Below are 26688 nucleotides of genomic sequence, written 5' to 3' on the forward strand. Positions count from 1 at the left end.
GCATCCTGAGGCCTCACCGCCCCCTGAGCCGACACCATGGATACCTTGCCCCTTCCCGAGCCGATTGCTGCGTACTTCGCGGCCGAACACACCCCCGACGCCTTGACGCATTGCTTTGCCGCGCATGCGGTCTTCCAGGACGACGGTCGCACCTATATCGGAATCGACGCCATCAAGACCTTCATGGCCGAGGCGTCGGCCAAGTTCGGCGCGACGAGCGAGCCGTTCGCCGTCGAGCAGGACAACGGCATTCACTGCGTCCGCGCCAACGTCGCCGGCAACTTCCCTGGCAGCCCGGTCGTGCTGTCCTATCGCTTCCGCCTGGAACACGGCCTGATCGCAGCGCTGGAGGTGACGGCATGAACTTCGACCTACAGCTGAGCGGCCTGCGGGCCCTGGTCACCGGCGGCACGCTGGGCCTTGGCGCCGCCGTCGTGACCACCCTTGCCGAGGCCGGCGCAAGGGTGACGACATCTGCGCGCACCTTGCCAGCGCAGCGGGTAACGGGCGTCGACTACATTGCTGCCGATCTGGCGACCGCGGAAGGGACGAATCACCTCGCACAACGTGTCTTGCAGGACTGGGGCGGCGTCGACATCTTGATCAACGTACTCGGCGGCTCGAGCACGCCCGCTGGCGGTTTCGCTGCGATCAGCGATGCGCACTGGTTCGCCGAGTTGAACCTGAACTTGATGCCGGCCGTACGCCTGGATCGCGCACTGCTGCCGGCGATGTTGGCTCAGGGTGCAGGCGTCATCATCCACGTCAGCTCCATCCAGCGCGTGCTGCCTCTGCCCGAATCCACGACCGCATACGCCGCTGCCAAGGCAGCTCTCACCACCTACAGCAAGTCGCTGGCGAGAGAGGTCACGCCGAAGGGAGTTCGCGTGCTGAGCGTTGCGCCTGGTTGGATCGAGACCGAGGCGTCCGTGGCGTTTGTGCAGCGAATGGCCGAAGCGGCCGGAACGGATGACGAAGGCGGCAAGCGCCTCGTGATGGATCGTCTCGGAGGCATTCCAGTGGGCCGACCTGCCAAGCCACTCGAGGTGGCCGACTTGATCGCTTTCCTGGCGTCTCCGCGGTCTGCTTCGATCGCAGGGGCCGAGTACCGGATCGACGGCGGCACCGTCCCCACGCTGTAGCCGACGGCTGCCACCGGCTGAGTGTTCGCGGATTGTTGGTCCCGAGCTTTCGCGCGATGGCTTAGCCGCTTGACACGGATGCGCTCGCGTTAGGGGGTGCAGGATGGAGGACACCCAGCGTTACGCGAGCGAGTGCGAGGGGGCGCTAGCGGCGCGCGCCTCGCTGGCGTTGTGCTCCCAGCGCAACTCGCCGGTGTAGCGCGACGCCATGCGCCCTTCGTCGTCCAGCGCGAACAGATGCAGCCACCGATTGTCGAACAGCGCGCGGACCTGCGGGTGGCGTTCGAGGATGTTGCTGATCGCCTCGGTCGGCGCCTCGATCAGCACCGAAAGCCGCAGCGGTTCGTGGATCAGCCGTTCGCCGTCGTGCACCGACTGCCACGGCAGTCCGCCGCGCAGCAGGCCGCCGTTGCCCTCGACCACGCCGATGCCGCCGGTGACGTTGTGCAGCAGCTTGTTGCCCGCGCCGAAGACCTCGGGTGCGACGGTCGAGCCGTAGTACTGCAGGCTGATCCAGCTGGCGACCACGACCGGGGCGGTCAGGATCAGCTCCAGCACGCCGAAGCCCTCGTCGCGGCGCCAGTCGTAGTCGTGGAGGAAGGTGCGTCCCGCCAGGTCGCGTCCTGCCGTGCGCGAGCGCGGCGCGGCGATGAAGGCCTGGCAGCCGGCCAGTGCCCACTCGGGGCGCAGTTCGGCCCAGTCGCGGGCGCGGTGCGCGATGTCCTGGCTGTGCTGCGCGCGCGGCAGGCGCAGGGCGCGCTCGCCGCGCGCCAGCGCGCCGGCGGAGTGCAGCCAACGCGCCGCCTGCTCGAGATCGGCGGCATGCGTGGGCGCGGGATGGTCGGCACTGTAGAGCGTGACCGCATCGGTCGTGGTGTCGTGCAATGCGCCGACGAACAACGTGTCTGCGGGGATGACGATGCCGCGCTCGGCGAGCCCGGCGCGCACGTCCAGGTCGTTGAGCAGCGCAGCGAGCAGCCGCGCATTCACTTCGCCCGAGTAGCCGCCGCAGGCACCGCAGTGCAAGGCGCTGGCATGCGGGTTGTTGACGACGTTTGCGCCATGGCCGGCGATTACCACCAGCCGGGCGAAGCCGCTGGTGAGCGACATCGCCTTGAGGATGCGCGTGGCCATGGTCAGCCGCGTGTCGAGGTCGAGCGCCTCGGCCGGGTGCGGCGCGGGATCGTTCGGCACTGAGTGCCGCGTCAGTCCCAATCCATCGCGCAGCAGCTTGGCGACGTAGATCGGACCGGTGGCCTCGACGAAGGCGAACGAGGAGATGGCGGCCAGCTTGAAGCGGCCCCAGGCGCGCTTCGCACGCGCCGCGATCCGCGCGGCGAGGTCCGCCTCGGTCACCGACGAGGTGGCCGCTCCCGCGCAGGTGTGCACCCCCGGCGTCAGCAGCACCGGAAGGCGCGCCTCGACCACGTCCGAAGCGAAGCGCCGATGGCCGATGCCCAGCCCGAAGAAGCCGGCGAATCCGAGCGTTTGGATGCCCGCATCGAGGCTTTCCAGTGCGCGGCGGAACACTTCCGAGCGCACGTCGATGCAGAAGGCCATCTGCAATGTCATCCGGGCAGGGGCGACCGGGGCCGGGGCGGGCGCTGCAAGCACGCTGCCGAGCCGCCGCTGCGCAGCCCGTTCGGCCGCTTCCTGCAGGATGCTGTCGACGACGTCGTCCGAAGTCGCCGCCACCGGCATGGCGTAAGCGGCGATGGCGGTTCGCCACGCGGGCGCGATCGCCGCACCGAACTTGCCCAGCAGGGCGGCTTCCCAACTGATGCGGATGGCGAGCAGATCGGTGACGCAGGCATCGGTTCCGCCGCTCAGCTCCGCTTGCCAGAGCCGATAGCGGGCGACCTGGCTCCAGCCGCCCAGCGTGGTCAGCAGTCGGTGGAAATAGCCGTCCAGCGCCTCGGGCGAGAGGCCGAGGCGGGCGACCCCCTCGACGATCGCCTCTTCGGCAGTCGCTGGCGCGTCCGCCACCTGCTGTGCGAATCGGGTGAGCCCGGCGATTTCCGGCGTCAGATCGTGGGTCGCGACGAGGCGCCATGCGTTGTAGGCGCCGCCTGACTGCCCGGCGACCCACAGCGCCTGGCCCTGGTCGAAGTAGCTGGCGGCCCAATGCCCGATGCGCTCGTCGACGATACCCTGCCAGTCGATCGCCGAAACGTCGCGGGCCAAATCGGCAACGGTCGGAATTGCCTGCGGGGCAGGGCGCATGGCATCGACGGCGAGTTCGAGCGCGGACACCGTCGGCGGGCGCAGCGCCGTCGGCGCGTTGTGCCAGGCCGCCTGCAGATCCGCCTCGTCGATCTCGCCGGACTGCAGCCGCTCCGCATACCAGGCGCGCGGCATGGTCAGGGCGATGCCGGCCGCGCGCCGCAGCCGTGCCGCCGCGATCGGCAGCGGTTCGCCGGTCTGGCCGAGGAAGGGGTTGACCGCCACGCTCGAGGCGAGCGGCCACAGCGGGGGAATGGCCCGTGCCGCACGCTCGGCGGCGGCGATGATCAGCTCGTGAGACAAGGACGGTACGTTGGTCGCGGTCATCAGCATGGGGGTGTCCTGGCGGTTAAGGAGTCACGCGGTCTTGCGGACGGACCAGCCGCCGAGCAGACGGTCGAGCGTGGCGTTGGCATACAGGCCATTGGCGAGATGCACGCGCAGCCCGGCGGCGGCCGGGTGTGTCGCCCACAGCGGGAACAGCGCCTGCGCCACCGCCACCAGGCCGAAGCTCAGCACCGCCAGCGCCATCAGCGTCCACTCCAGACGGCCCGGCGCCGGCGTCGCCGGCAGCACCCCGGTGGTCAGCCATTCGGCGGCGGTCTGCAGGGCGAAGTAGCCGACCGCGGCGGCGCTGGCGTAGAGCGCGGTCTTTCGGGTAAGCGGGCGCGGCGCGGCATCGGCCAGGCCCTGGGCCAGCAGATAGGCGACACCGAAGATCAGGATGGCGCCCAGGGCCAGCGCCTGCGGCGACTTGTGCCCGAAGCCGAAGGCGAACCCGAAGGCGGCGCCGATCCCGACATAGATCGCCAGCGCGATCAGGAAGGCGCGGCACACCGCCGCCCCATCGGGCACCGCGACCGGCCCGGGCCGGCGAATGGACGCCACCTGCTCGACGGCGCCGCCGGAGGCCAGGAAGGCATGCGCCTTGTAGAGCGAGTGCGCGACGATGTGCAGCAGCGCCAGCGGGAACAGCGCAAGCCCGCACTGCAGGATCATGAAGCCCATCTGCGCGACCGTGGACCAGGCCAGCGAGGTCTTGACCGCGGGTTGGGTCAGCATCACCAGCGCACCGAACAGCGCGGTGAACCCGCCCAGCATGGCCAGCGCGGCGAGTACGCCGGGGGCCGCCAGCATCAGGTCGGCGAAGCGGATCAGCAGGAAGCCGCCGCCGTTGACCACGCCGGCATGCAGCAGCGCCGACACCGGCGTGGGCGCCTCCATCATCTCGGTGAGCCAGCCATGGGTCGGGAATTGCGCCGATTTCAGCACCGCGGCCAGCGCCAGCAGAGCGGCCGCCGCGGTAAGAGCCCAGCCATGCTGGCCGTTCCGCGCCAGCGTGTTGATGGTGGCGATGTCGGTGGTGCCCAGGCTCTTCCAGACAAGCAGCGTTGCGGAGATCAGGGCGATGGCGCCGATGCTGGAGAACAGGCGCTTCTTGCGCGCGGCGCGCTGCGCCGCCACACGCTGGGGATAGAACAGCAGCAGCCGATTGAGCGCGATGCTGGTCGCGATCCAGGCCACCACGACCTGGACCAGGTTGCCGGCCTGCACCAGCAGCAGCACCGCAGCGAGCGCAACGCACAGCCAGCCGGTGAAATAGCCCTGCCGCGCCTCGCCAGCAAGGTAGGTGCGGGTGTAGCGCACCACGATCCAGCCGACGAAGGCGACCAGGAGCAGCATCGTCGTGCTCACCGCATCGAGCCGGACCGACAGGCCGATGCCGCTCCATCCGATCGATGCGCTGCCACCGGCGCCGCGGGCGATCAGCAGCGCCAGCGAGGCGAAGGCGACGAGCAGTGCGCCGAGCGCGGCGCCTTCCGCAAGGACCGGGACCCCGCGGGGACGTCGGCCACTGCGAACGAAGCCGCATAAGGCGGCGAGAAGCAGCAAGAGCGGGGCGGACAGCGGCAGCAGATAGAGCGACAAGGCAATCCCCTTGGATCGAGCGCAGTGGCGGGCGGCGCCACGATAGCGATCGGCGGGGTCGAACAAAAATTGATTGTTTTCACGATATCGTTCGTTATTATCGAACGATGGCCGTTTTGAACTACAACCACCTGCGTTACTTCTGGGCCGTGGCCCACGACGGCAACCTGACCCGCACCGCCGAGCGGCTCAACCTCACGCAGTCGGCCTTGTCGGTGCAGATCCGCAAGCTGGAGGAGCGCCTGGGCCATGCGCTGTTCGAGCGGCGCGGGCGGCAGTTGCACCTGACCGAGGCCGGGCAGATCGTGCTCGACCATGCCGACGCGATCTTCGCCACCGGCGACGAACTGCTGGGCACGCTGCGGCAGACCGGCGCCGCCCGGCAGGCGCTGCGGGTCGGCTCGCTGGCCACGCTGTCGCGCAACTTCCAGCTGGAGTTCCTGCGGCCGCTGCTCGGTCGCACGGACATCGACCTGATCCTGCGTTCGGGCAGCGCCGGCGAACTGTTGCGGGCGCTGGAGGCGCTCAACCTCGACGTGGTCCTGCTCAACCAAGCGCCCGCCACCGATGCGCTGACTCCGTTCGTGACCCATCGGCTCGCCGAGCGCCCGGTCAGCCTGGTGGGCACACCGGACCGGTTGGGTCATGCCGCCAGCGTCGCCGATCGCCTGCGCCACCACCCCATCATCCTGCCGACGGTGGACAACAGCGTGCGCGCGGGTTTCGACGCCCTGGCCGACCGCCTGGGCGTGCGACCGCAGATCGTGGCGGAAGTGGAGGACATGGCGATGATGCGCCTGCTGGCGCGCGAGGACATCGGCCTGGCCGTGCTCCCGCCGATCGTGGTCAAGGACGAGATCGCCGCGGGCGTGCTGGTGGAAGGCGATCAATTGCCGGACATCGTGGAGACCTTCCACGCCGTCACCATGTCGCGGCGTTTCCCGAATCCGTTGGTGCGGCTGCTGCTGCAGCCTGCGGCGGTACGAGGCGACGTCTAGCGCACGCGGCGGCGCCGGGAATGACGCAGCGCTGTTGCGGTGTCTTCTGCAGGGCTGCGGCGCTGGTGCAGAAGCAGGCGTGCTCCACCGCCAGACCGTCACCGATGTGCATGTGCCAGTTGATGTTGCAGACGACATGAGCGCTGCGGTTGAGTAGGCTTGCACAATGACGAATCGATCGGTCCGGTAGGCCGCGATCATCGGCTTCGATCGGGAGTCGGCTCGCTTGCAGGACCGACCCGCGCCCCTCGGAACAAGAAGGTCTCGGAACCACAATGAGTGACTATCCCCATGGGGTCCGCGCGCCGGCACGCCTGATTCCCTTCCCGTCGTCGATCAGCCCTGAGGCGCGCGCGAACCTGGAGCGCATGGTGGATGCGGATGGCATTCCTCGGAACGCCAGCTACACGATGCCATTGCCGCACGACCGCGCCGGATGGATGAAGGTCAAGGCGGCGGCGGATGCGCACTATGCGGCCTCCCTCGGCGGTGTGGACGGGAGGCTGCGCGCGAGCGCGGAGACGATTCGTGTCGGTGATGCGACCATCCATGTCGCGATCCCGGATACCCTCTCGATGCAGGACTGCGCCTATCTGGATTTTCATGGTGGTGCGCTGGTGTTCGGTGGCGGCGAGGCTTGCCGCGTCCAGGCCAGGATGCAGGCGGAGCAGCATGGCGTGCCGTGCTACGGCGTCGATTACCGGTTGCCGCCCGAACATCCGTATCCGGCGGCGTTGGACGATGCCATGGCGGCGTACCGCCATGTACTACAGCACCACGCGGCCTCGCATATCATCGTGGGTGGCCGATCGGCCGGTGGCAATGTGGCCGTCGCCATGCTGCTGCGCGCAAAAGACGAGGGGCTTGCGATGCCCGCCGCCTTGATCCTGCTTTCGCCGGAAGTCGATCTGACCGAGTCCGGCGACAGCTTCCAGGTCAACCAGATGGTCGACGTCGTGCTGCCGGGCTCGCTGATGCGAAACAATCAGCTCTACGCCGACGGAGCCGACCTGTCGCATCCCTTTCTTTCGCCCTTGTTCGGCGATCTGGCCGGTCTGCCTCCGACGTTTCTGCAATCGGGTACCCGTGACCTGTTCCTGTCCAACACGGTGCGCATGCACCGCGCCTTGCGCAGGTCTGGCGTCGCTGCCGAACTGCATGTCTTCGAAGCGATGCCGCATGGCGGGTTCATGGGCAATACGCCCGAGGACAGCGAGTTGGCCGACGAGGTTTCCCGATTCGCCCGGACGCACTGGAACAAAGGTCTGGGCGAGCAGCCGTGACCCCGATAGCCGTCGGAGGCTGCCGCCTCGCACTGCACCGCGGCATGGCGGCGCGGACGCCATCGGGCCTGGCAGGCATTCGAACACGACGGGCCCGCCGAGCTGTGCGCTGAGATGCTGTTTGTCCGCTTCGTAGGCGGGCTGTTCCCCGGGGATGCGACGACATGCAACACGATCGCGGCATGCACTTCGGCGACGCCGGTGCCCTGCAGGCCCGTCACCTGTTCGCGCAACCGATTGTGGTTCGCCCTCAGGATCGCAGCGATCTGGTGCAACGTCTTGTCGGACACCAGGGTGAACTCCACTGGGATGTTTCCATGGACGGTGGGCAACGCGCGGATGGCGGGCACGGGCCCTGCGTCAGGCCCAGCACGAGCTGGAGGCCCTCGGGCCATCGTCCCAGTACGCGCTGTCCAGGCGATCAGCATAGCGCGATTAGGATGCCTCCCTCTGCGGCCGTGCGAGGACCTGTCTGAGTTGCAGGCAGCGCGCGGCTTCCGTTGCTCGACGCCAGGATTCTTTGCGTAGCTCCTGGAAATCACGTCCAGCTCATCCGCCGGCTCGCAGGTTCAGCCTTTGCGTTGCCGGAAAGCGCGACGGCCAAGGCAGTTGCGGACAGCAATGCACGCATGTGTGGAGGGCGATGACGGATTGCGGTGCTGCGGGAACGGTTGCCTGCCAGTGTCGCGGTGGAACTGCTGGAGGTGAACAGGCAGCGCCAGAGAGCCGGTCTGCGCATTGGCCGCAGTTGCCTCGTACCGCGTCCATGGCGGTGTTTACCGCTTCCGCGTCCGTACCACGTACCTTGATCCCGCCTGAGATGCAGGCGGAATTCCCCGGGTGGGAAAGGATCGATGCAATGGAAACGAAGGCGAAGGGCTTGGCAATCGTGGTCGCGGCGGGGTTGGCGCTGTCATTTCAGGCGCAGGCGCAGTCCTGCTGCCCCTCCGGAGGGCATGGGGTTGTGGGCAAGGGCCTGGGCGAAAGCGTGCCCAAGGCGCTGAATCTCGCGACGGATTCGGCCTGGCGCGTCTATGAGTTCTCGCGCGATGGCGTGAACTACCTGCAGATCAACGACGCCAGCGGCGTGGTCCGTGCCGCGGTCGGCCGCATCGGCAAGACCTTGTGGGTGCTGCCGATGGGCAGCGACGTGGGGCGGGTCTCGTTGACGGCATCGCCTGCGATGCCGTCGCGCGTGATCTACCGGACGGCCGATGTGGTGGTGCGCCTGCGCTCGGATGCACGCGGTGACGCGTGGGAGGTCACGGCGGTGGAGTGAGGCTGCTGGAGGCCGGGCTTTCGGACACCAGAAAGCTGAAGCTCAACGCATGGCGGCGCCGGCAGGTGCCGCCATGCGCCTGCAGGCGGACCGCCAGTTCCCGCTCGGGCGCTTCCGGACGGCGCCGCAACGCGCTCAGCATCGCCGCATCGGCGGTGATGCGGATGGCGATGCCCTGTCGCCCCCGTGCACGCCATACCCGCGCCTGCAGCAGGTGGGTGTGGGCGACGGGCAGCGTCTCGAGGGCGTCGAGGATGCAGCGATAGGCGACCAGTTGCAGGCCCAGCGACAGGCGTCGCGGGTCGCCATGCAGGCGGCAGCGGAACTCCGTGGCGCACAGGTTGGCGAAGGTCGGCGAGTGCAGCGTGTGGTACAGGCCGTGCGTCTCGATGCCGAGCGGGTAGAGCGCGGTGACGTATTCGTCCAGCAACTGCGCCTGGATCACGCCGGTGCGGGTCATCTGCATGGCCGCGGCGTAATGTCCGCGTGCGCGCAGATCCTCCACCACATCGCGGCGCAGCTTGTTGATCTGGGTGCTGAGGTCGGTGTAGTCGACCACCCGTCGGCGCAGCGTGCGTTCGGCGGAGAGGTAGCCGGCCTGTGCGAAGGCCAGCGCCTGTTCGCGCAGGCGTCCGTCGTCGCGCATGTGCCGATAGGCGGCGGAGATCCGTGATCCGAACGCGAACATCACCGTGGCGGTGGCGGCGAGCAGGATCTGCACCACGAACGCATCGGCATCGTGCATGCCCGGTGCGACGACCTTGGGCATGGACAGGGCCACCGCAACGTTCGCCATGACCACGCCGAGCGCCGCGCCTCGCCAGCCATGGCGAAGCGTCAGTACGATCGCCGGGACCACCAGCAGGACCATCAGCAACTGCCGCAGCAGCGCGTCGCCGGCCACGGCGATGGACGCCGACAGCACGACGACCACGGCGATCGACGCCAGCCCCTCGCGCAACAGCGAGGCCTGCAGTCGCGTGGGTTCGTCCCGGCGCAGCCACAGCAACGCCGGCAGCACGAACATCAGGGTGCCCAGGTAGTCGCCAAGCCAGTAGCGCAGCAGCACATCGAGCGGCGCCGGCCCGGCGGGGCCGCCCAGCGCGGTGTTGATCGCGATGTTGCAGAGCGTGCTCCACAACGCGGTCGCCAGCGTCAGCGGCAGCAGCCAGTGATCGTTGCGTGCCAGGTCAGGCACTCGCTGACGCGCCAGGACCGGCAACAGCGACACGGCGGGCATCAGCAGGAACGGACTCAGGTATGTCCAGATGGCACTCGCGCCCCAGGTCTCGCTCATGGGAATGCGTAATGTCAGCAGCGCAGCGGCATCGCCGGCCAGCAGCCACGGCCAGCGCCGTGCGGGCAGGAACAGCAGGCTGGCGACGCGCACGCCGGCCGGCAGATACCACTGGTCCACGGAACACCGCCAGGCCAGCAGGAACGTGGCGCAGTAGGTGGCGCTCAGTAGAACGCCTTTGGCGATATCTCTTGCCGCGGCCATTCCCGCCATCCGTGGTGTGTCGCGGCTACTGTATAAGCCGGATCGGCGGCGAGGGTAGACAGTTGGGGGTGTCGACGACAGTGTGAGATGCGTCGCAAGTGCGCGACGGATGCAGGCGAATGCCGGGTGTTCTTTCGCCCCGGATTCGCGAGCCGGAAAGGCTGGCACCTGCAGTAGTGCCTGTGTGCTCCTGCGCGTCGCTCGTGCAGGCGGCAGCATGTCTTCCACCGCTTCGATGTCGAGCCACGCGAACATGGCTGGTACGGTGATGCATGGCCATGCGCTCCTCGAAGGTGAGCGCGACAGCAGAGCAAGGATGTGCGCCAGCAAACCTGGGACGTCCTGCCATGACGGATGCAGCATGATGGCCGCAGGTGTGCCGCGGGGCATTCCGAGGGCGTCCGATACTTCTGCGCGACCGGATCGGGTCGATGCCGGCGACGTGTGGCCGAGCCTGTGCGACAGCGCCCGATCATCGGGTCGGGAGTGACGGCGGAGGCGTGTCGTCGGGCGGACTACCGACGGGGCCGGTGGCAGGCGTAGCATCGCGCCATGGCGTCCATGCATCGACCTCCCGTTTCCGCATTGCGCGGTCTGGTGACAGCGGTGTGGGCGCACGAGCCCGCACCGGTGTCGGCGGCCGTGCGGCTGCCTGCGCGCGAGCACGTGCTGCCGACCGGTGCCACGCACCTCGCCGTGCGGATCGGCGGTGCGCCGTTGCGGGTGTTCGACCACGCGGCCGACCTGCGCGGCCATTGCCTCGGCCACGCGGTGGTGGGTGGGGTGCGCACGGCGTATCACGTGCGCGATGTCACGCAGCCAGCGGTCTCGGTCGGTGCGATGTTGCGTCCAGGCGCCACCAGCGTGCTGCTCGGCGTGCCCGAATCCGCGTTGGCCGGGCATCACACGCCGCTGGAACTGCTGCTGCCTGCCGGCGAGGTCGATGCGCTGCTGGAGCGGTTGCACGCATGCGCCGAGGCGCCGGCACGCCTGGCGGCCTTCGAACGGTGGCTGATCGACCGCGCCGGTGGCCGTCCGCCGGTGCGGCATCCGGCCCTGCGCGTGCTGCTTTCCGGTGCCTGGCACCCGGACTTGCGCGTGGAGACCCTGGTGCGCGCCAGCGGGCTCAGCCATCGGCATTGCATCGCCATGTTCCGGCAGGCGACCGGTCTCGCACCGAACGCCTGGCTGCGGCTGCAACGCTTCTCGCACACGCTGGACCTAGCGTGCGACCGCTCGCTGGGCTGGGCCGAGATCGCCGCCGCCAGCGGCTTCGCCGACCAGGCGCACCTGACCAACACCTTCCGCAGCGTGGCCGGTGTCACCCCGTCCGCCTGGCGTCGGGCGGCCGATCCCGCCGCTCCCCGGCATGTACCGCGCTGATCGCGGCGCAGGTCAATTTCCTGCAAGACGCGGCGCACCCAGGGTTCCACAATGGGCGCCTGGCCCACACGAGGACATGCCATGGCGATCCACGAACTGTATGCCTATCTGTGCGTGCGCGACGCCGCCGCCGCGATGGCGTTCTACGCCCGCGCGTTCGGTGCGCGCGAACTGTTCCGCCTTACCGAGCCCGATGGACGGATCGGCCATGCCGAGGTGGATCTGGATGGCCACATCCTGATGCTGTCGGAGGAGTATCCGGACATGGGCGTACGCAGCCCCGAACACCTTGGCGCCACGCCGGTCACGCTGCACCTGCATGTGGACGATGCCGACGCGCTGGTCGCCCGCGCGCTCGCCGCCGGCGGCACGCTCGAGCGCGGCATGCAGGACCACTTCTACGGCGAACGCTCCGGCACCGTACGCGATCCCTTCGGCCACCGCTGGCTGATCGGCCACGCGATCGAGTCGGTGACGCCGGAGGAGATGCAGCGGCGTTATACGGCGCTGTTCGCGAAAGCACCGACAACCTGAGAGGGCGCGAGATCGTCAGCGCCCGTGCATGCCGGTGCGCGCCGGCAGGAACTCGGGTTTCGCCGTCACTGCCGATGTGCGAGACGTCTGTATCGGGTCGTTGCAACGCTTGCGTGCGTCGTCGGTCGCTCGCACGGCGAGCCGCTGACGCGTGTACGCAGGCGCGACACAGGCGACGCTAGGTTGGCGCCATCTCGACAGTTCCCAGCCAGAGGAGGCCATCCGATGACCGAGGCGAACCAGCATGTCCTGCAGGCCGCGAACGCCGCCATCGCCGCAGGCGATTACGAAGGCTTTCTCGCCCATTGCACCGAAGATACGACCTGGCGCTTCATCGGCGAGCGCACATTGCGGGGCAAGCAGGCGGTCAGGGAGTGGATGGCCGAGGCCTACCGGCAGCCGCCGCAATTCGACGTTCGCAAGTACATCATCGGCGACGGCCACGTCGTGGCCCTCGGCCAGATCACGCTCGATACTGGCGACGCCGGGACGGCGCTGTTCTCCTACTGCGACGTCTGGCGGTTTCGCGATGGGCGGATGGCGGAACTGGAGGCGTACGTGGTTCCGCTGTCTGCGGCCCAGGACGGCTAGCGACGCGCATGCGCCTCGGATGTCCGTTCGCAGCGCGGCCATCCCGCGTCTCCGCACGGCGTCGGCGGCGGGATCGCTCAGTGCAGCAAGGTGTCCGCCAGCAGCTTCAGATTGAGCACCACGATCAGCGCGGCGATCGCCCAGGCCAGCCAGGCCAGCCCGCGGCGCACCACCAGTGGTCCCATCCGCTGCTTGTCGGTGACGAAGCGCACCAGCGGGATCACCGCGAACGGCAACTGCATCGACAGCACCACCTGGCTCAGCACCAGCAGCCTGGCGTTGCCCTGTTCGCCGTACAGCGAGGTCACCGCGACCACCGGCACGATCGCCAGGCCGCGGGTCAGCAGGCGCCGCGCCCACGGCGGCAGGCGCAGGTGCAGAAAGCCTTCCATCACGATCTGCCCGGCCAGCGTGGCGGTGACGGTGGAATTGATGCCGGAGGCCAGCAGCGCCACCGCGAACAGGGTCGAGGCCAGGCCGACGCCGAGCATCGGCGCCAGCAGTTCGTGGGCCTGTTCGATCTCCTGCACGTCGGTGCGGCCGTGCGCATGGAACACCGCGGCGGCCAGGATCAGGATCGCGGCGTTGACGAACAGCGCCAGGCTCAGCGCGATGGTGCTGTCGGCCAGCGCCCAGCGCAGCGCCGAGCGGCGGCCCTGGTCGGTGCGCTCGTAGGCGCGGGTCTGCACGATCGAGGAGTGCAGGTACAGGTTGTGCGGCATCACCGTGGCGCCGATGATGCCGATCGCCAGGTACAGCGCGGCCGGATCGGTCACCACCTGCGCACGCGGGATGAAGCCTGACAGCACCTCGCGCAGCGGCGGCGCGGCCAGCACGATCTGCACCAGGAAGCAGGCGAAGATCACCGTCAGTAGGGCGATCACGAACGCTTCCAGCGCGCGGAAGCCGCGGCGCATCAGGAACAGCACCAGCAGCGCGTCGATCGAGGTGATGATCGCGCCGGCGGTGAGCGGGATGCCGAACAGCAGCTTCAGCGCGATCGCCGTGCCGATCACTTCGGCCAGGTCGCAGGCGACGATGGCCGCTTCGCAGGCCAGCCACAACAGGAAGTTCACCGGCTTGGAGTAGTGCGCACGGCAGGCCTGGGCCAGATCCAGGCCGGTGGCGATGCCCAGACGCGCGGCCAGGCCCTGCAGCACGATCGCCATCAGGTTGGACAGCAGGATCACCGACAGCAGCAGGTAGCCGAAGTGCGAACCGCCGGCGATGTCGGTCGCCCAGTTGCCCGGATCCATGTAGCCGACCGAGACCATGTAACCGGGGCCGAGGAAGGCCAGGAAGCGGCGCCAGCCCAGGCCGCTGCGCGGCACGGCCACGCTCGCATGCATCGCGCCCAGGCTGGGACGCGCCTCGCCACGGCTGGCGTGCGCGGCAGCGGAACTCGGCAGGGGCAGGGGGGCGGCCATGGCAATGACAGGTGGGGCGGGGTGCAAACGAGTATATAGCAGGTGCTATATGAATTAGCATTGGCAATTCAGATCGCTGCGATAGCCCGGATTCGGCCAGAATAGGCGGGTGGCCGGCGGGCGCCGGCACAGGACAAGGGCGTTGCGATGCAGAAAAGCGGGAAGTCGATGGCGCCGCCGGCGGTGCTGCTCGACGCCGAAGTGCAGGTCGAAAGCTTCCGCCAGGTGCGCGAGGCGCACCGCCTGGAGCTGATCGAGGACTACGTGGAGTTGATTTCCGACCTGCTGGCCGACGGTGGCGAAGCGCGGCAGGTGGATATCGCCGCGCGCCTGGGCGTGGCCCAGCCGACCGTGGCCAAGATGCTCAAGCGCCTGGTCAAGGGTGGCTGGGTGGTGCAGCGGCCCTACCGCGGCGTGTTCCTGACCGCCGAGGGCGAGGCGCTGGCCGCCGCCAGCCGGCAGCGCCACCAGACCGTGGAGCAGTTCCTGCTGGCGCTGGGCATCGACGCCGACACCGCACGCCGCGATGCCGAGGGCATCGAGCACCACGTCAGCGAAGCGACGCTGGCGGTGTTCGCTGAGTTCGTGCGCAAGCACAACGCGTCGCGATGAACGCCGGCGACGACGCGCAACGGGCGCGCGATGCGCATTGGATGCGCCACGCCCTGGCCCTGGCCGAGCGTGCCGAGCGCGAGTTCGACGAGATCCCGGTCGGCGCGGTGCTGGTCTCGGCCGAGGACGAGGTGCTGGGCGAGGGCTGGAACCTCAACATCGCCGAACACGACCCCAGCGCGCACGCCGAGATCGTCGCGCTGCGCCAGGCCGGCCGCCGGATCGGCAATCACCGCCTGGTCGGCAGCCGCCTGTACGTCACCCTGGAGCCGTGCGCGATGTGCGCGATGGCGGTGGTGCATGCGCGGGTGGCGGAGCTGGTCTATGCCGCCACCGATCCCAAGACCGGCGCCTGCGGCAGCGTGTTCGACCTGCTCGCCGATCCGCGCCACAACCACCGCGTGCAGGTCCGCGGCGGGGTGCTGGCGACAGAGGCCAGCACGCGCCTGACCAACTATTTCCGCGCCAAGCGCGGCAAGCCGCCGCTGGGCGCGTGAGCGGCCAGCCCCTGCCGGTCGCGCAGGCCGCGCGGTATCATTGAAGCCTGATACGACACTTCCGCGCCGGCCTCGCCGCCGCGAACGACAGGACGGTGATATGGCGCAAGCGCACGTGGCGAACGATCGGCTGATCTGGATCGATCTGGAAATGACCGGCTTGGATACCGATCGCGATTCGATCATCGAAATCGCCACGGTGGTGACCGACGCGCAGCTCAACGTGCTCGCCGAAGGCCCGGAGTTCGCCATTGCCCATCCGCTGCAGACGCTGGAGGCGATGGACGAGTGGAACCGCAACCAGCATCGCCACTCGGGCCTGTGGCAGCGCGTGCTCGACAGCCAGGTCACGCTGGCCCAGGCCGAGGCCGAGACCATGGCGTTCCTGACCCAGTGGTGCAAGCCCGGCACTTCGCCGATGTGCGGCAACTCGATCTGCCAGGACCGGCGTTTCCTGCACCGGCAGATGCCGCGGCTGGAGCGGTTCTTCCACTACCGCAACCTGGACGTGTCGACGCTGAAGGAACTGGCGCGGCGCTGGGCGCCGACGGTGTCGGCCGGCCTGACCAAGACCTCCTCGCACACCGCGCTCAGCGACGTGCACGATTCCATCGACGAACTGCGTTACTACCGTCCGTTCATGGGCACGTTGGGCGGGCAGGGCGAGGGCTGATCCGCGATCCGGACGCTGTCAGAGAGCATGCGGCAGGCCGCCCGACGATCGTCGGGCGGGGATACAGTCGCGCAGGGAATGCAGGTGCTGACGCCGCCGCTCAGCGCGCCAGCGGCGGTCCCGGCTTGGTCTCGCCGTCGTCGGTGACGCCCTTGGTCAACAATTCCGCGATCGGGCGCCCGTCGGCATCGTGGTGGTACACGTGCAGGTCGCGCTGCGGATACGGAATGCTCAGCCCGTTCTCCAGCAACTGGTTGCGGATCTGCTCCAGCGTGCTGCTCTTGGCCGCGCCGAAATCGCTGTTCTTGGCGTAGCCGAACAGCATCAGGTCCACCGTGCTCTCGCCGAGGTTGGTGACCTGCACGAACGGGGCGGGCGTCTTCAGGATGTTCGGATTGTCCTGCGCGATCTTCAGCAACAGGTCCTGCGCCTTCTTCAGGTCGTCGCCGTAGCCGACGCCGACGGTGATCTCCAGGCGCCGGTTGGGCAGGGTGCTGTAGTTGACGATCGGCGCGGTGGTGATGGTGCTGTTGGGCAGGGTCACCATGCGCTCGTCGAAGGTGCGGATGCGGGTCTGGAAGATCCGGATCTCGTCGACCACGCCTTCCTGGCCGGCCACCACCACGTGGTCGCCGTCGCGCATCGGCCGCAGCACGATCAGCATCACCCCGGAGGCGATGTTGGACAGCGAGTCCTTCAGCGCCAGGCCCACCGCCAGGCCGGCGGCGCCGAGCACGGCGAACAGCGAGGTCGGCGGCACGCCGATCTTCTGCAGCGCGGTGACCAGCACCAGCACCAGCATCAACGCATAGGCGACGTTGCGCAGGAAATTGCTGAGCGTGGCTTCCACCCGTGCGCGCAGCAGGGCGCTGCGCAGCCATTCGCTCAGGCGCTTGGCGATCCACATCCCGACCACCAGGATCAGGATCGCCACGCCCCAGTTGAGCGCGTACTGCGCCCAGTCCAGCGTCCGCCAGTCGAACGGGCGCGCCGCCCGCGTCGCCGGTGCAGCGGTCGTGGCCGCCGTCAGTGCCGTCAGCCACGACTGCATCGGCATCACCCCTTGCTCTTGAGCTTGGCCAGGCGCAGCCAGGTGTCGACCACGGTGTCGGGATTCAGCGACACCGACTCGATGCCTTCCTGCATCAGCCACTCGGCCAGGTCCGGGTGATCCGACGGACCCTGGCCGCAGATGCCCACGTACTTGCCCTTGGCACGCGCGGCCTTGATCGCCATCGACAGCATCTTCTTGACCGCCGGATTGCGCTCGTCGAACAGGTGCGCCACGATCGAGGAGTCGCGGTCCAGGCCCAGGGTGAGCTGGGTCAGGTCGTTGGAACCGATCGAGAAGCCGTCGAAGATCTCCAGGAACTCCTCGGCCAGCAGCGCGTTCGACGGCACCTCGCACATCATGATGATCTTCAGGCCGTTCTCACCCTGGCGCAGGCCGTTGCTTGCCAGCACCTCGACGACCTTGCGGCCTTCCTCGAGGGTGCGCACGAACGGGATCATGACCCACATGTTGTCCAGGCCCATCTCGTTGCGGACCTTGAGCACGGCCTTGCATTCCAGCGCGAACGCGGCGGCGAAGCTCGGATCGACGTAGCGGCTGGCGCCGCGGAAGCCGATCATCGGGTTCTCTTCGTGCGGTTCGTAGTTGCTGCCGCCGATCAGGTTGGCGTACTCGTTGGACTTGAAGTCCGACAGGCGCACGATCACCGGGTGCGGCGCCACCGACGCGGTCAGCGTGGCGATGCCTTCGGCCAGGCGGTTGACGTAGAAGCTCACCGGGTCCGCGTAACCGGCGATCTTCGCGTCGATCTTCTTCTTGGTCGCCGCGTCCTGCTTGGCGTATTCCAGCAGCGCGTTGGGATGGATGCCGATGTGCGCGGCGATGATCATCTCCAGGCGCGCCAGGCCGATGCCGGCGTTGGGCAACTGGCCGAAGTCGAACGCGCGCTCCGGGTTGGCCACGTTCATCATGATCTTCAGCGGCGCCGGCGGCATGTTGCCCAGGTCCGTGGTGGTGCGCTCGAACGGCAGGCGCTCGCCATAGATGTAGCCGGTGTCGCCTTCGGCACAGCTCACCGTGACTTCCTTGCCGTCCTCGACCAGCTCCATCGCGTTGCCGGTGCCGACCACGGCCGGCACGCCCAGCTCGCGGGCGATGATCGCCGCGTGGCAGGTGCGGCCGCCGCGGTTGGTGACGATCGCCGAGGCGCGCTTCATCACCGGCTCCCAATCGGGATCGGTCATGTCCGCGACCAGCACGTCGCCGGGCTGCACCCGGTTCATGTCTTCCAGGCTGCGCACCACGCGGGCGACGCCGGCGCCGATCTTCTGGCCGATCGCACGGCCTTCGGCGATCACCTCGCCGCGCTGCTGCAGCGCGAAGCGTTCGATCTGGGTGGCGTGGCCGCGCGACTTCACCGTCTCCGGGCGCGCCTGCACGATGAACAGCTTGCCGCTGACGCCGTCCTTCGCCCACTCGATGTCCATCGGCCGCTGGTAGTGCTGCTCGATCACCAGCGCCTGCTTGGCCAGTTCCTGCACGTCCTCGTCGCTGATCGAGAAGGTGTTGCGCAGTTCTGCCGGAGTGTCCTCGATACGCACGCGCTCGCCCGGCACGTCCGAATACACCATGCGGATCAGCTTGCTGCCCAGCGAGCGGCGCAGGATCGCCGGCTTGCCGGCCTTGAGGGTGGGCTTGTAGACGTAGAACTCGTCGGGATTGACCGCGCCCTGCACGACCATTTCGCCGAGGCCGAAGCTCGAGGTAACGAACACCACGTCGCGGAAGCCCGACTCGGTGTCCAGGGTGAACAGCACGCCGGAGGCGCCGACGCCGGAGCGCACCATCAGCTGCACGCCGGCCGAGAGGAACACGTCCTCGTGCTTGAAGCCGTGGTGCACGCGGTAGGCGATGGCGCGATCGTTGTAGAGGCTGGCGAAGACTTCCTTGACCTTGTGCACCACGTCGTCGGCGCCGGTCACGTTGAGGAAGGTCTCCTGCTGGCCGGCGAAGCTGGCGTCGGGCAGGTCTTCGGCGGTCGCCGAGGAACGTACCGCGACCGCGATGTCGCCACCGCCATTCTCGCTGCACAGCTGCGCGTAGGCCTCGCGGATCGCTTGGTCCAGCTCCGGCTGCAGCGGCGCATCGATCACCCAGCCGCGGATTTCCTTGCCGGCGGCGGTGAGCGCGCCCACGTCTTCCACGTCCAGCGTGGCCAGCTTGTCGAAGATGCGCTGGTACAGATCGTTGTGGGCAACGAAGGCCTTGAACGCCTCGGCCGTGGTGGCGAAGCCGCCGGGCACCGACACGCCGAGCCCTGCCAGGTTGCCGATCATTTCGCCAAGGGAGGAATTCTTGCCACCGACGCGAGCCAGGTCGGCCAGGCGCAGCTCATGCAACCACAGGATGTTCTCGTTCAAGCGCGATGCTCCGTTAGGCCATCGCCCGAGGCGGGCTGAATGGCCGCGTCCGTGAGGGAAGAAGCCGATATGATGCAGTGCGCACCCGAGCCGGCACAAGCGAAGCGGGCGCATCCGTTGGGTTTCAGCCAGGAGAATGCAGGCAATGTCGACGATCAGACCGGTGTTCTACGTGTCCGATGGAACCGGTATCACCGCTGAAACCATTGGGCATAGCCTGCTCACCCAGTTCAGCGGTTTCAGCTTCGTCACCGACCGAATGTCGTTCGTCGACGATCCGGAAAAAGCCCGCGACGCCGCGCAGCGGATCCATGCCGCAGGGGAGCGCTATCAGGTTCGGCCGATCGTGGTCAACTCCTGCGTCGATCCGCAACTGAGCATGCTGCTGGCCGAGAGCGGGGCGCTGATGCTCGACGTGTTCGCGCCCTTCATCGAGCCGCTGGAGCGCGAATTGAACGCGCCGCGGCACTCGCGGGTGGGGCAGGCGCACGGTCTGGTCGACTTCGAGACCTACCACCGCCGCATCAACGCGATGAACTTCGCGCTCGCGCACGACGACGGCATCGCGCTCACCTACGACGAAGCCGACGTGATCCTGGTGGCGGTGTCGCGCGCGGGCAAGACCCCGACCTGCATCTACCTGGCGCTGCATTACGGCGTGCGCGCGGCCAACTATCCGTTGACCGACGAGGACCTGGAGAGCGATCGGCTGCCGCCACGCCTGCGCGCCTATCGCAACAAACTGTTCGGGCTGACCATCGATCCGGAGCGGCTGCAGCAGATCCGCCAGGAGCGGCGGCCGAATTCGCGCTATTCCAACGCCGAAACCTGCCGACGCGAAGTGGCGGCGGCCGAAACCATGTTCCGCATGGAGCGGATTCCGACCCTGAGCACCACGCATACCTCGATCGAGGAGATTTCCAGCAAGGTGCTGGCGACGCTGGGACTGCAGCGCGAGATGTTCTGAGAGAGGGTGCAACTGGCCAGCGCGCGCCGGTCGGGCGGGGCCGTTCCTGGCGGCGACGGCATTTCCGCACGTCCTCGCAGGAGATTTCCACGGTAGGACGCTGGCGCCGATCCGTCAATGCTGCCGCCGGCGCGATCCAGCGTGTAGGATCGGTCCATGCAGCACGCCATGACCCGCAGCGAACGTATCCCCCGGCTCAGCCGTTTCGGCTGGCTGATGGGGCTGTACGCCGAGAACTATCTGCACCTGAACCGCCTGTTCGTGCCGGCCGACCTGGCCGCCGGCAGCTACGTGTCCAGCATCGGCGACGGCCTGGACCTGCGCCTGGACGTGATCGAGCGTCACCGCTACACCGTCGAGCTGCGCCTGACCTACGATCTGTGCGACCCATTGACCGGCGAGCCGGACCCGTCGGCCTACGTGCGCCTGTACCTGGACGCGCGCCAGGCCGAGACCACGCATTGCTATGTCGGCCGCCGCTGGCAGGACGTGATGGGGCTGTACCCGCCGCCGGCGGAACTGATCAGCCACCGCATGCGCATGAACACCTTCCTCGGCAAATGGCTGGAATATCTGGCCGAGCGCGGCCACGGCGTGGCCACGCTGCGGCCGGCGCCGCCGCTGCCGCGCGCCTCCCAGGACGCGGCGACGCCCGCCGTCTAGCCACAGGCTGGACGAAGCGGCGGCGCGGTTGCGGCATACTGCGCGCCCGTCGCCCTCCGCCTTCTCCGCATGCCTTACACCCCCATCGTCGCCACCTTGGGCTACGTGCTCTCGCCCGACCGCAGCCAGGTGCTGCTGGTCCATCGCAATGCCCGGCCCGGCGACCATCACCTGGGCAAGTACAACGGCCTGGGCGGCAAGGTCGAGGCGGACGAGGACGTGCTGGCCGGCATGCGCCGCGAGATCCTGGAGGAAGCCGGCATCACCTGCGAGGCGCTGCAGTTGCGCGGCACCATCAGCTGGCCGGGGTTCGGCAAGCACGGCGAGGACTGGCTGGGCTTCGTGTTCCTGATCGAGGCCTATGCCGGCGAGCCGTTCGCCGAGAACGCCGAGGGCACGCTGGCCTGGGTGCCGATCGCGCAGATGGACACGCTGCCGCTGTGGGAGGGCGATCGCCATTTCCTGCCACTGGTGTTCGACGGCGACCCGCGCCCGTTCCACGGGGTCATGCCATACCGCGACGGACGCATGCAGTCCTGGCGCTATTCGCGGGTCTGACGCGCTAAGCCCCTCTCCCATCGGGAGAGGGGTTGGGGTGAGGGTACGGCGCGAAAGCGACTCAAGGAGTTTGGGGGTGCGGCGCGAAAGCGACGCGCGGAGTTTGGTTGCACCAGGCTTCACCCGTACCCTCATCCGGCCCTTCGGGCCACCTTCTCCCGACGGGAGAAGGAACAGCCTGTTCCTGCCGCTGGTGTTCGAGGGCGACCCGCGCACGTTCCACGGGGTCATGCCGTACCGCGACGGACGCATGCAGTCCTGGCGCTACTCGCGGGTCTGACACGCTCGTGCTGCCATCAAGCCCCTCTCCCATCGGGAGAGGGGTTGGGGTGAGGGTGCGGCGCGAAAGCGGCTCAAGGAGTTTGGGGCGAGGGTGCGGTGCCAAGCGACGCGCGGAGTTGGTTGCACCACGCTTCACCCGTACCCTCATCCGGCCCTTCGGGCCACCTTCTCCCGATGGGAGAAGGACAGCCTCTTCCTTGCTCGTCGGGAGATGGGCGAGCGGCCGGCGCTGCTCGGTCGAACGCCCGCGCGACACCGCGTCCGTCTTGTCCACAGCGGCTGTGGATCGATGCTGCACAAGCCTGTGGGCAAGCGTGGCAAGTCGCTGAAATGACTGCTCGATTTCGCCGGGTGGCGAAAATTTCACCAGTCCCGGTCGCGCTTCTCCACAGCCGGTGTGGATGAAAGTGCACGAACGCTGTGGATAAGATGCCAGTGGCGTTGTGCCGCAACGGCCGCTGCCGACCTGGCGAAAAATTCGCCAGCGTCGGTCGCGCGATCCAGCAGGCGCACGTGCGTGCTTTCCGCAGCGCTACTGCGCGGTCCAGCCGCCGTCGATGGCGATCGTCTGCGCGGTGATGTTGCGCGCCGCCGGCGAGGCCAGGAACGCCACACAGCCGGCCAGTTCGTCGTAGGCGATGAACACGCCCTTGGGCATCGGCTTGAGCATCACTTGGGCGATCACGTCGGCTTCGGAAATGCCGCGGGTGCGCGCCTGGTCGGCGATCTGCCTGTCCACCAGCGGCGTTTTCACGTAGCTTGGGCAGAGCGTGTTGATGGTGATGTCGGTGTCGGCGGTCTCCAGGGCGATCACCTTGGAGAAGCCGACCAGACCGTGCTTGGCGGCGACGTAGGCGCTCTTGTACGGGCTGGCGACCAGCGAGTGGATGCTGCCGATGTTGACGATGCGGCCGAAGCCGCGTTCGCGCATGCCCGGCAGCACCGCCTGGGTCAGCCGGGCGACCCCGGTCAGCATCACCTCCACCAGCAGGCTCCACTTGTCCATCGGGAACTCCTGCAGTGGCGCCACATGCTGCAGCCCGGCGTTGTTGACCAGCACGTCCACCGGCCGGCTGACGGCAGCCAGCGCCGCGGCGATGCTGTCCGCGCTGGCCACGTCCAGCGCCACCGCCTCGGCCGAGCCGCCGGCCTGGCGCACCTGCGCGGCGACCGTTTCGGCGGCCTCGAGGTCCAGGTCGCTGACGACGATGTGGCGGCCGTCGGCGGCCAGTGCGTGGGCGATGCCGGCGCCGATGCCGCTGGCGGCGCCGGTGATCAGGACGGTCTGCATGGGGAGTACCTGCGCGGAGTGGGGAGCGATCAGCGTAGCAGCGCGCCGCGACGCCCGGCAGCGGCCGCTCGCCAGTGCGGCGGCGCCACGCTACCCTGTGCCGTCGCTCGCCGCTCACGCCGGATCCGCCACGTTATGCCGATGAAACGCCACTTCTCCATGCTGCGCGAGTTCCAGCTGGCCGACTGGTTCACCCTCGCCAACGCCTTCTGCGGCACCGGCGCGGTGTTCGCGGCGATGCGCTTCCTGCAGGACGGCCGCCGCAGCGACTTGCTGTTCGGCATGGCGCTGATCCCGCTGGCATTCGTGTTCGACGCGCTGGACGGGCGGGTGGCGCGCTGGCGCAAGTCGTCCTCGACCCTGGGCCGCGAGCTGGACTCGCTCGCCGACGTGATCTCCTTCGGCGTGGCCCCGGCGGCGCTGGCCTACGCCTGCGGCATGCAGGGCGGCTGGGACTGGCTGGTGCTGAGCTTCTTCGTCTGCTGCGGGGTCAGCCGCCTGGCCCGCTACAACGTCACCGCCGAGCAGATCGCCGGCGACGGCGACAAGGTGCCGTATTTCGAGGGCACGCCGATCCCGAGCAGCCTGGGCTTGGTCATCGTGCTGGCGATCGCTGCGCACCTGGGCCATATCGGCGACGCCTTGTGGTGGGGCGAGTGGCGGTTGGGGCCGTGGCTGCTGCACCCGCTGGCGCTGCTGTTCGCGCTGTCCGGCTCGCTGATGATCAGCAAGACGCTACGCATCCCCAAGCCCTGATCGCAGCGGGTTGCTATCATCGCGGGCCAGGTCTGGAGAGTGGCGATGAAGGCTAGCGGCGGTGGCGCCGGCGATTTCGAGGCGATGACGCGGCAGTACTGGGACGCCTGGAGCGCCGCATTGCGCCAGGGCGCCGCGGCCCCCACGTCGCCCGCGGCTGGCGATGGCGCCGGTTCCTGGCGCGACGCGATCGCAGCCTGGAGCCAGTGGCTGCCGCGCGGCAGCGCGCCGCAGGCCGAGGACGCGCTGGCGCAGTTCCAGCAGCAGGCCGGCGATTGGCTCGGCGCCATGCAGCAGGTGGCGGCGCAGTTCGCCGGCCGCGACGCCAGCAGTGCCGACGTCGCCGACGCCTGGAAGCGCCAGGTACAGGGCCAACGCGAACAACTGCTGCAGTGGCTGCTGGGTGCGGTGCGCGGCGCCGGCCAGGGCGGGATCGACCCGTGGCTGCAGCAGGCGGCACAGTGGCTGCAGGGACTGCAACGCGACAGCGGCCCATGGCTGCAGATGCCCGGGTTCGGCCCGGCGCGCAACCACCAGGCGCGCTGGCGGGCGCTGGCCAAGGCGCAGCAGGACTATCAGGCGCAGTTGCAGGCCTATCTGGGGCTGCTGCAGGGCGCCATCGACCGCGCCTTCGGCCTGTTCGAGGAGAAGCTGCGCGCGCACGAGGATCCGGGCCGGCAACTGACCAACGCGCGGGCGATGTTCGATCTGTGGATCGACGCGGCCGAGGAGGCGTATGCGGCGGCCGCGCTGTCGCCGGAGTTCCGCCAGGTCTACGCCGACGTCGCGAACGCGCAGATGCGCCTGCGCGCCCTGCTGCAGCGCGAGACCGAGCAGGTGTGCGAGCAGGTGGGCCTGCCCACGCGTACCGAACTGGATGCCGCGCATCGGCGCATCGCCGACCTGGAACGGCGGCTGCGACGACTGGAGCGCGGCGAAGGGCAGGGCGCGACTGCCGCAGCCGGACCTGCACCGGTTGCCACGGCCCAGGCTGCGCCGCAGAAGAGCCCCAGGAAGACCGCGACCAGGTCGGCCCCTGCGCGGGCGGCAGCCGCCGCGTCCAAATCCAAATCCAAATCCAACGCCGCCAAGCCAGCGAAGGCCGCGCCCGCCGCCAAGCCGCGGAAGGTCGGGACCACGCCGGCTGCACGCGGGGGGCGCGCATGAAGGGACCGCTGAGTTTCAGCAGCGACGACCTGGTCCAGGAAACCCTGGAACTGCAGCGCAAGCTGCTCGAAGGTCTGCGCGTGCTGCCGGGCCTGGACACGGTGGACTACGGTGCCACCGCGCGCCAGGAAGTGTGGCGTGACGGCAAGGTGGTGCTGTACCGCTTCGTCGGCGAACGCCCGCCCACCGCCAAGGTGCCGCTGCTGATCGTCTATGCCCTGGTCAACCGCCCGTACATGGTCGACCTGCAGGCCGACCGCTCGCTGGTGCAGGGCCTGCTGGCGCTGGGCGAGGACGTCTACGTGCTGGACTGGGGCTACCCGGACCGCTCCGAGCGCTACCTGACGCTGGAGGACTACCTGCTGCGCTACATCGACGGCGCGGTGGACTACCTGCGTTCCGCCGGCGGCGGCGCGCCAGTCAACATGCTTGGCATCTGCCAGGGCGGCACGTTCTCGCTGTGCTACGCGGCGCTGCAGCCGGAGAAGGTGCGCAACTTGGTCACCATGGTCACCCCGGTGGATTTCCACACCCCGGACAACATGCTGTCCAACTGGGCGCGCCAGGTCGACGTCGACCTGTTCGTGGACACGCTGGGCAACGTGCCGGCGGACCTGATGAACGTCAGCTACCTGATGCTCAAGCCGTTCCGGCTGAACCTGCAGAAGTACGTCGGCCTGCTCGACATCCTCGACGATCCGCGGGCGCTGGAGGACTTCCTGCGCATGGAGAAATGGATCTTCGATTCGCCGGACCTGGCCGGCGAGACCTTCCGCGAGTTCGTCAAGCAGTTCTACCAGGACAACGCGCTGATGCACGGGCGCGCGCGCATCGGTGCGCACACGGTGGACCTGGGTCGGGTCACCATGCCGGTGCTCAACGTCTATGCCGAGCAGGACCACCTGGTGCCGCCGGACGCGTCGCGGGCGCTGCGCGGCGTGGTCGGCAGCCGCGACTACGCCGAGCTGAGTTTCCGCGGAGGCCATATCGGTATCTACGTCTCCGGCCGCGCCCAACGCGAAGTGCCGGCGGCGCTGCACCAGTGGCTGGCCGAGCGCGATGGCGGGCACTGAGCGCCAGCGGCGGCCTGTCGCGCCGCCAGGGGCGCGCCTTGCTGGCGTCGCGTTGGCGGTGGCGCTGGCCTGCCTGAGCGTGCAGCGCGGCACGGCTGCGCCCGCGGCCGCGGCCGACCGTGAAATCCGCGGACTGCTGGCGGCGTTGCAGTCCTCGCCCTGCCGGTTCCAACGCAACGGGACCTGGTACTCCGGTCGCGAGGCCGAGGCGCATCTGCAGCGCAAGTATGCGGCACTGCGTTCGCACGACCTGGTGGACAGCGCCGAGCAGTTCATCGCGCGCGGCGCCAGCCGCAGCAGCGTCAGCGGACGCGCTTACCGTGTCGCCTGTCCTGGCCGGCCGGAACAGGAGGCGGCGGCCTGGTTCGAGCAACAATTGGCGGCGTTGCGCCGTCACGCCGCGCCCGCGCCGGCGCGCGTAGAGTGA

Annotated in this window: 26 protein-coding genes; 19 read left to right on the forward strand and 7 right to left on the reverse strand. The window is 68.7% G+C overall.

Translation table 11 applies throughout. The features are described from left to right. The first annotated feature begins 36 nt into the window (after nucleotides 1-36). A complete protein-coding gene (locus tag AC1PMG_RS09985; RefSeq protein ID WP_481111501.1) occupies nucleotides 37-363 on the forward strand; it encodes a nuclear transport factor 2 family protein in 327 nt (108 codons plus the stop codon). Then, nucleotides 360-1142, forward strand: coding sequence for an SDR family oxidoreductase (locus AC1PMG_RS09990; RefSeq protein ID WP_342071911.1), 783 nt, complete (start codon nucleotides 360-362; stop codon nucleotides 1140-1142). The genes AC1PMG_RS09985 and AC1PMG_RS09990 overlap by 4 nt, the downstream gene beginning before the upstream one ends. 120 nt (nucleotides 1143-1262) lie before the next feature. On the opposite strand, the gene AC1PMG_RS09995 is transcribed toward AC1PMG_RS09990, so the two are convergent. Then, complete coding sequence (locus tag AC1PMG_RS09995) at nucleotides 1263-3698, reverse strand: YbcC family protein (RefSeq protein ID WP_481111502.1); 2436 nt, start codon at nucleotides 3696-3698, stop codon at nucleotides 1263-1265. A gap of 24 nt (nucleotides 3699-3722) precedes the next feature. Continuing rightward, nucleotides 3723-5294 carry a proton-conducting transporter transmembrane domain-containing protein gene (locus tag AC1PMG_RS10000; protein WP_481111503.1) on the reverse strand — a complete coding sequence of 524 codons (1572 nt, stop codon included), beginning with the start codon at nucleotides 5292-5294 and terminating at the stop codon, nucleotides 3723-3725. A gap of 107 nt (nucleotides 5295-5401) precedes the next feature. Between AC1PMG_RS10000 and AC1PMG_RS10005 the strand changes: the two genes are divergently transcribed. The 3 genes from AC1PMG_RS10005 to AC1PMG_RS10015 all read left to right on the forward strand — a co-directional run bounded on the left by AC1PMG_RS10005 (nucleotide 5402) and on the right by AC1PMG_RS10015 (nucleotide 8854). After that, nucleotides 5402-6292: a LysR family transcriptional regulator gene (locus AC1PMG_RS10005; RefSeq protein ID WP_481111504.1), complete on the forward strand. Its 891-nt coding sequence runs from the start codon at nucleotides 5402-5404 to the stop codon at nucleotides 6290-6292. Nucleotides 6293-6567: 275 nt separating this feature from the next. Further along, nucleotides 6568-7575 (forward strand): alpha/beta hydrolase, encoded by a 1008-nt coding sequence (locus AC1PMG_RS10010; protein ID WP_481111505.1) that lies wholly within the window; start codon nucleotides 6568-6570, stop codon nucleotides 7573-7575. An 859-nt stretch (nucleotides 7576-8434) separates the two neighbouring features. Beyond that, nucleotides 8435-8854: a hypothetical protein gene (locus AC1PMG_RS10015; protein WP_017917148.1), complete on the forward strand. Its 420-nt coding sequence runs from the start codon at nucleotides 8435-8437 to the stop codon at nucleotides 8852-8854. Here the strand turns inward: AC1PMG_RS10015 and AC1PMG_RS10020 are convergent. Further along, complete coding sequence (locus AC1PMG_RS10020; RefSeq protein ID WP_481111506.1) at nucleotides 8838-10355, reverse strand: MASE1 domain-containing protein; 1518 nt, start codon at nucleotides 10353-10355, stop codon at nucleotides 8838-8840. The two genes, AC1PMG_RS10015 and AC1PMG_RS10020, sit on opposite strands and share 17 nt — an antisense overlap. A gap of 561 nt (nucleotides 10356-10916) precedes the next feature. Here AC1PMG_RS10020 and AC1PMG_RS10025 point away from each other — a divergent pair. From AC1PMG_RS10025 to AC1PMG_RS10035, 3 genes are all read left to right on the forward strand, one after another. Then, the gene (locus AC1PMG_RS10025; RefSeq protein ID WP_481111507.1) at nucleotides 10917-11738 is read left to right on the forward strand and encodes a helix-turn-helix domain-containing protein; all 822 of its coding nucleotides are present in this window, start codon (nucleotides 10917-10919) and stop codon (nucleotides 11736-11738) included. An 81-nt stretch (nucleotides 11739-11819) separates the two neighbouring features. After that, nucleotides 11820-12272: a VOC family protein gene (locus AC1PMG_RS10030; protein ID WP_481111508.1), complete on the forward strand. Its 453-nt coding sequence runs from the start codon at nucleotides 11820-11822 to the stop codon at nucleotides 12270-12272. 225 nt (nucleotides 12273-12497) lie between these two features. Further along, nucleotides 12498-12863, forward strand: a complete 366-nt coding sequence (locus AC1PMG_RS10035; RefSeq protein ID WP_481111509.1) for a nuclear transport factor 2 family protein — start codon at nucleotides 12498-12500, stop codon at nucleotides 12861-12863. Between the two features lie 77 nt (nucleotides 12864-12940). On the opposite strand, the gene AC1PMG_RS10040 is transcribed toward AC1PMG_RS10035, so the two are convergent. Then, complete coding sequence (locus tag AC1PMG_RS10040; protein WP_481111510.1) at nucleotides 12941-14290, reverse strand: Nramp family divalent metal transporter; 1350 nt, start codon at nucleotides 14288-14290, stop codon at nucleotides 12941-12943. Between the two features lie 147 nt (nucleotides 14291-14437). On the opposite strand from AC1PMG_RS10040, the gene mntR reads away from it, so the two are divergent. The 3 genes from mntR (at nucleotide 14438) to orn (ending at nucleotide 16072) form a co-directional block, all read left to right on the forward strand. Then, a complete protein-coding gene (gene mntR / locus AC1PMG_RS10045) occupies nucleotides 14438-14902 on the forward strand; it encodes a manganese-binding transcriptional regulator MntR (RefSeq protein ID WP_267087214.1) in 465 nt (154 codons plus the stop codon). Next, nucleotides 14899-15399 (forward strand): tRNA adenosine(34) deaminase TadA, encoded by a 501-nt coding sequence (tadA, locus tag AC1PMG_RS10050; RefSeq protein ID WP_342071901.1) that lies wholly within the window; start codon nucleotides 14899-14901, stop codon nucleotides 15397-15399. Before mntR ends, tadA begins: the two co-directional genes overlap by 4 nt. Nucleotides 15400-15499: 100 nt before the next feature. Further along, the gene (gene orn, locus AC1PMG_RS10055) at nucleotides 15500-16072 is read left to right on the forward strand and encodes an oligoribonuclease (RefSeq protein ID WP_017909493.1); all 573 of its coding nucleotides are present in this window, start codon (nucleotides 15500-15502) and stop codon (nucleotides 16070-16072) included. A gap of 100 nt (nucleotides 16073-16172) precedes the next feature. Here the strand turns inward: orn and AC1PMG_RS10060 are convergent, their stop codons facing one another. Both AC1PMG_RS10060 and ppsA read right to left on the reverse strand, forming a co-directional pair. Continuing rightward, the gene (locus AC1PMG_RS10060; protein WP_481111649.1) at nucleotides 16173-17123 is read right to left on the reverse strand and encodes a mechanosensitive ion channel family protein; all 951 of its coding nucleotides are present in this window, start codon (nucleotides 17121-17123) and stop codon (nucleotides 16173-16175) included. A 5-nt stretch (nucleotides 17124-17128) separates the two neighbouring features. Next, nucleotides 17129-19504: a phosphoenolpyruvate synthase gene (gene ppsA, locus AC1PMG_RS10065; protein ID WP_481111511.1), complete on the reverse strand. Its 2376-nt coding sequence runs from the start codon at nucleotides 19502-19504 to the stop codon at nucleotides 17129-17131. 145 nt (nucleotides 19505-19649) lie between these two features. Here ppsA and ppsR point away from each other — a divergent pair, with 145 nt between their 5' ends. The 4 genes from ppsR to AC1PMG_RS10085 all read left to right on the forward strand — a co-directional run bounded on the left by ppsR (nucleotide 19650) and on the right by AC1PMG_RS10085 (nucleotide 21972). Continuing rightward, complete coding sequence (ppsR, locus tag AC1PMG_RS10070) at nucleotides 19650-20471, forward strand: posphoenolpyruvate synthetase regulatory kinase/phosphorylase PpsR (protein ID WP_010342958.1); 822 nt, start codon at nucleotides 19650-19652, stop codon at nucleotides 20469-20471. 156 nt (nucleotides 20472-20627) lie between these two features. Continuing rightward, nucleotides 20628-21134 (forward strand): DUF1249 domain-containing protein, encoded by a 507-nt coding sequence (locus tag AC1PMG_RS10075; RefSeq protein WP_342071899.1) that lies wholly within the window; start codon nucleotides 20628-20630, stop codon nucleotides 21132-21134. Between the two features lie 69 nt (nucleotides 21135-21203). After that, the gene (locus AC1PMG_RS10080) at nucleotides 21204-21692 is read left to right on the forward strand and encodes an NUDIX hydrolase (RefSeq protein ID WP_148828211.1); all 489 of its coding nucleotides are present in this window, start codon (nucleotides 21204-21206) and stop codon (nucleotides 21690-21692) included. A gap of 103 nt (nucleotides 21693-21795) precedes the next feature. After that, complete coding sequence (locus AC1PMG_RS10085; RefSeq protein ID WP_481111512.1) at nucleotides 21796-21972, forward strand: hypothetical protein; 177 nt, start codon at nucleotides 21796-21798, stop codon at nucleotides 21970-21972. Nucleotides 21973-22506: 534 nt separating this feature from the next. Here AC1PMG_RS10085 and AC1PMG_RS10090 read toward each other — a convergent pair. Next, on the reverse strand, nucleotides 22507-23265 hold the full coding sequence (locus AC1PMG_RS10090; RefSeq protein WP_017913018.1) for a 3-hydroxybutyrate dehydrogenase: 759 nt from the start codon (nucleotides 23263-23265) through the stop codon (nucleotides 22507-22509). Between the two features lie 141 nt (nucleotides 23266-23406). Between AC1PMG_RS10090 and AC1PMG_RS10095 the strand changes: the two genes are divergently transcribed. Genes AC1PMG_RS10095 through AC1PMG_RS10110 form a run of 4 tightly spaced genes read left to right on the forward strand, consistent with a single transcriptional unit; the run spans nucleotide 23407 to nucleotide 26688 of the window. Beyond that, entirely contained in the window at nucleotides 23407-24021 is a 615-nt protein-coding gene (locus tag AC1PMG_RS10095) for a CDP-alcohol phosphatidyltransferase family protein (RefSeq protein WP_017909499.1), read from the forward strand. 45 nt (nucleotides 24022-24066) lie between these two features. Beyond that, complete coding sequence (gene phaE / locus AC1PMG_RS10100; RefSeq protein ID WP_481111513.1) at nucleotides 24067-25188, forward strand: class III poly(R)-hydroxyalkanoic acid synthase subunit PhaE; 1122 nt, start codon at nucleotides 24067-24069, stop codon at nucleotides 25186-25188. Further along, entirely contained in the window at nucleotides 25185-26261 is a 1077-nt protein-coding gene (locus AC1PMG_RS10105; RefSeq protein WP_481111514.1) for a class III poly(R)-hydroxyalkanoic acid synthase subunit PhaC, read from the forward strand. Before phaE ends, AC1PMG_RS10105 begins: the two co-directional genes overlap by 4 nt. Beyond that, complete coding sequence (locus AC1PMG_RS10110) at nucleotides 26248-26688, forward strand: DUF5329 family protein (RefSeq protein ID WP_481111515.1); 441 nt, start codon at nucleotides 26248-26250, stop codon at nucleotides 26686-26688. The genes AC1PMG_RS10105 and AC1PMG_RS10110 overlap by 14 nt, the downstream gene beginning before the upstream one ends.

This window comes from Xanthomonas sp. NCPPB 2250, assembly GCF_056725265.1.